Raw genomic sequence first — 3568 nt, 5'->3', positions numbered from 1 at the left:
CGGCCGCGGCCAGGACGTCCTGCTTGCGGATCCGGCCGCCGACGCCGCTGCCGGTCAGCGACGCGAGGTCGATGCCGTGCTCCGACGCGAGCTTGCGGACCAGCGGCGTGACGTACGGGCCGTCCGCCGAGCCGTCCTTCGCCGCGGCGGCCGGGGCCGACTGCGTGGCGGCCGAGGCCGGGGCGGCCTGCGGCTTCGGTTCCGGCTTGGGCTCGGGCTTGGCCTCCTGGACCGGCTCCGGCTTGGGCTCGGGCTTCGGCTCCGGCTTGGGTTCCGGCTTCGGCTCGGGCTTGGGCTCCGGCTTCGCCTCGGCCTTCGGCGCCGCGTTCGCGTCACCGATCACCGCCAGGACGCCGCCGACCTCGACGGTCTCGTCCTCGCCCGCGCGGATCTCCAGCACCGTGCCGGCCACCGGCGACGGCACCTCGGTGTCGACCTTGTCGGTGGAGATCTCGAGCAGCGGCTCGTCGACCTCGACCGAGTCGCCGACCGCCTTCAGCCAGCGCGTGACGGTGCCCTCGGTGACGCTTTCGCCCAGCTCGGGCAGCTTCACCTCGGTGCCTTCACCACCGGCGGCCGGCGCGGTGTCCGGCTTGCTCGGCGCGCTGTCTTCGGCCTGCGGCTCCGGCTGCGAAGGCTCCGGCGCGGACTCCTGCTGCTCCTCCTCCGCGGGGGCGGAGGAAGAAGAGGACTCCGGTACGCCGCCGGTGCCGTCGTCGATGACGGCGAGCTCGCCGCCGACCTCGACGGTCTCGTCCTCCTGGGCGCTGATCTTCACGACCGTGCCCGCCACCGGGGACGGAACCTCGGTGTCGACCTTGTCGGTCGAGATCTCGAGCAACGGCTCGTCGACCTCGACGGTGTCGCCCTCCTGCTTAAGCCACCGGGTGACGGTGCCTTCGGTGACGCTCTCCCCGAGCTCCGGCAATGTGACGGAGTAGGCCATCGTTCGCTGACTCCTCTTCCAAGTTCTGCGTGGTCTGGATTCTGCTGGTGGGACGTCAGCTGTGCACGTGCAGCGGCTTCCCCGCGAGGGCGAGGAACGCTTCACCGAGGGCCTCGGTCTGGGTGGGGTGCGCGTGGATCAGCGGGGCGACGTCCTCGGGGAACGCCTCCCAGCTGTAGATCAGCTGCGCTTCGCCGATCAGCTCGCCGACGCGGTCGCCGACCATGTGCACCCCGACGACCGGGCCGTCCGGGGCCTTGACCAGCTTGACCCCGCCGGAGGTCTTGAGGATCTGGCTCTTGCCGTTGCCGCCGAGGTCGTAGGTGAACGTCGTGACGTCCGAGCCGTACTTGTCCTTGGCCTGCGACTCGGTCAGCCCGACCGACGCGACCTCCGGGTGCGAGTAGGTGACCCGCGGGATGCCGCTCTCGTCGATCACGCGCGGGTTCTGCCCGGCGATCTCCTCGGCGACGAAGATGCCCTGCTGGAAGCCGCGGTGGGCGAGCTGCAGGCCGGGGACGATGTCGCCGACGGCGTACACGTTCGGCAGGTTGGTGCGCAGCCGCTCGTCGGTGAGGACGAAGCCGCGCTCGATCTTGACGCCGGCCTCCTCGTAGCCGTGGCCCGCCGAGTTCGGCCCGCGGCCGACGGCGACCAGCAGCAGGTCGGCCTCGATGGTCTCGCCGGACTCCAGCGAAACGCTCACGCCGTTGTCGTCCTGCTTCGCGCCGGTGAACTTCACGCCGGTCTTGAAGGCGATCTTGCGACGGCGGAAAGCGCGCTCGAGCTGCTTGGACGCGAACTCGTCCTCGTTCGGGACCAGCCGCGGCAGGGCCTCGACGATGGTGACGTCGACGCCGAAGGAGGCCCAGACGCTGGCGAACTCGACGCCGATGACGCCGCCGCCGAGCACCACGACCTTCTTGGGGACGTAGTCGAGGGCCAGAGCCTGCTCGCTGGCGATGATGCGGCCGCCGAGCTCCAGGCCGGGCAGCGTGCGCGAGTACGAGCCGGTGGCGAGGATGACGTTCTTGCCGGTGTGGCGGGTGCCGTCCACCTCGACGGTCGTGCCGCCGACGAACGTCCCGCTGCCCTCGACGAGGTTCACCTTGTGCGCCTTGGCCAGGCCCTGCAGGCCCTTGTACAGGCGGGCGACGATCCCGTCCTTGTACTTGTTGACCCCGGCGATGTCGATGCCCTCGAAGGCGGCCTTGACGCCGACCGCTTCGGCTTCCCGGGTCTCGTCGGCGACCTCGGCGGCGTGGAGCAGGGCCTTGGTCGGGATGCAGCCCCGGTGGAGGCACGTCCCGCCCAGCTTGTCCTTCTCGATCAGCGTGACGGAAAGGCCCAGCTCGGCCGCGCGGAACGCCGCGGCGTAGCCGCCCGATCCGCCTCCCAGGATCACGAGGTCGGCGGAGGTGTCGGTCACTTCATTAACTCCTCGGCAAGCAGTGGGGTGATGCTCTGTCGTCGCGCCCGCGCCCGGTATAACCGCGCGCGCGACACCGCCATCTTGTCACTACGCCGGACGGGGCTGCGAGCTAGCCGGGTGTGCGACGCCGACCACACGCGGAGTCCGGGATAATGAGTGGGGGAAGTCTCGTGAGGGAGGGTGGTCGAGGTGGGTCTCTTCGACTCGCTGCGCAGGCGGGCCAAGGGTGGACAGCGGGCCGGTACGCTGCGGAAAGCCAGCTCCGAGGATACCCGTCACCTCGACGAGTGGGCGGCCACGCGGCGGGGTGTCGAGGCGTTCGTGGAGCCGAAGACCAACGTCACGGAGACCACTGTGGTGTTGATCGCCCACGACGGGGAGTGGACGCGGCGGCGCATCGGCAGCCTGGAGGCGGCGCAGCAGTTCGGCCACCGCCGGTCGATCCCGGTGTACGAGGTCGCCCGGGTCGGCTACCCGAAGCGGATGCGCGAGTACACCGAGCGGAAGAAGCGCGGCCAGGTCTAAAGCCCGATCCGGCCGACGACCTCGCCGTTGAAGGTCTGGCCGGTCGGGCGGAAGCCCAGCTTGAGGTAGAACTCCTCGGGGCCGCCCTCGGCCGGGATCCACAGCACGGTCGCGGCCTGGTGCCCGCGTCTTCGCGCTTCTTCGAGGACGGTTTCGACGGCGAACCGGCCGTAGCCGCGACCCTGGACGCCCGCGCCGACGTTGAGCCGCCAGATCCCGCAGCGGAAGAAGTCGAACTCGGCGTCCGGGTTGAAGCCGCCCATCACGAAGGCGACGGGTTCGCCGTCGTCGAGGATCAGCCGAGGCCAGGCGATCTCCGGCTGCGTGTACGCCTCGGCGAGCGAGACGGCGACCGGGGCGACGAAGTCCTTCTGGTGGGGTTCGACGGCCAGCTGGCACGCGGCGGCGACGTTCTCGGGGGTGATCTTCTCCACGGTGAGGGTGGTCACCGGGTCCAACCTAGCCTGCCTGGGCGAGCAGGGTGGCGTGCTTGACCAGCGCCGCCCGGAAGGACGCGTGGACGGTGGTGCCCAGGACCGGGTCGACCTCGACGACGTGCCCGGCCGAGAGCAGCAGCACCGCGGGTTCCGACAGGACCACGACGCCGTTGTCCGCGTGCAGGTCCGCCGTGCCGACGTGGTCTTCCCCCGCCTCCTCGGCACGGC

The 3568-nt window shown here is 70.7% G+C and carries 4 protein-coding genes and 1 pseudogene; 1 reads left to right on the top strand and 4 read right to left on the bottom strand.

The window, feature by feature from the left end; translation table 11 throughout:
- Together sucB and lpdA are read right to left on the bottom strand one after the other, a co-directional pair.
- Nucleotides 1-946, bottom strand: a 946-nt coding sequence (gene sucB / locus CCN39_RS48250; RefSeq protein WP_086853918.1) for a 2-oxoglutarate dehydrogenase, E2 component, dihydrolipoamide succinyltransferase, incomplete at its 3' end; no start/stop codon positions are given.
- A 55-nt stretch (nt 947-1001) separates the two neighbouring features.
- The gene (gene lpdA / locus CCN39_RS48245) at nt 1002-2375 is read right to left on the bottom strand and encodes a dihydrolipoyl dehydrogenase (RefSeq protein ID WP_086853916.1); all 1374 of its coding nucleotides are present in this window, start codon (nt 2373-2375) and stop codon (nt 1002-1004) included.
- 183 nt (nt 2376-2558) lie between these two features.
- Here lpdA and CCN39_RS48240 point away from each other — a divergent pair, with 183 nt between their 5' ends.
- A complete protein-coding gene (locus CCN39_RS48240; RefSeq protein WP_003071911.1) occupies nt 2559-2903 on the top strand; it encodes a hypothetical protein in 345 nt (114 codons plus the stop codon).
- Here CCN39_RS48240 and CCN39_RS48235 read toward each other — a convergent pair.
- Both CCN39_RS48235 and CCN39_RS48230 read right to left on the bottom strand, forming a co-directional pair.
- The gene (locus CCN39_RS48235; RefSeq protein ID WP_086853920.1) at nt 2900-3352 is read right to left on the bottom strand and encodes a GNAT family N-acetyltransferase; all 453 of its coding nucleotides are present in this window, start codon (nt 3350-3352) and stop codon (nt 2900-2902) included. The genes CCN39_RS48240 and CCN39_RS48235 overlap by 4 nt on opposite strands.
- 10 nt (nt 3353-3362) lie before the next feature.
- Nucleotides 3363-3568 (bottom strand): annotated as a pseudogene (locus CCN39_RS48230) (hypothetical protein); the annotation flags it as partial.

The organism is Amycolatopsis kentuckyensis, from assembly GCF_002155975.1.
GTDB classification, from domain to species: Bacteria; Actinomycetota; Actinomycetes; order Mycobacteriales; family Pseudonocardiaceae; genus Amycolatopsis; species Amycolatopsis kentuckyensis.
The sequence above is the reverse complement of the archived record's forward strand: the minus strand, read 5'-3'. Positions and strand labels throughout refer to the sequence as shown.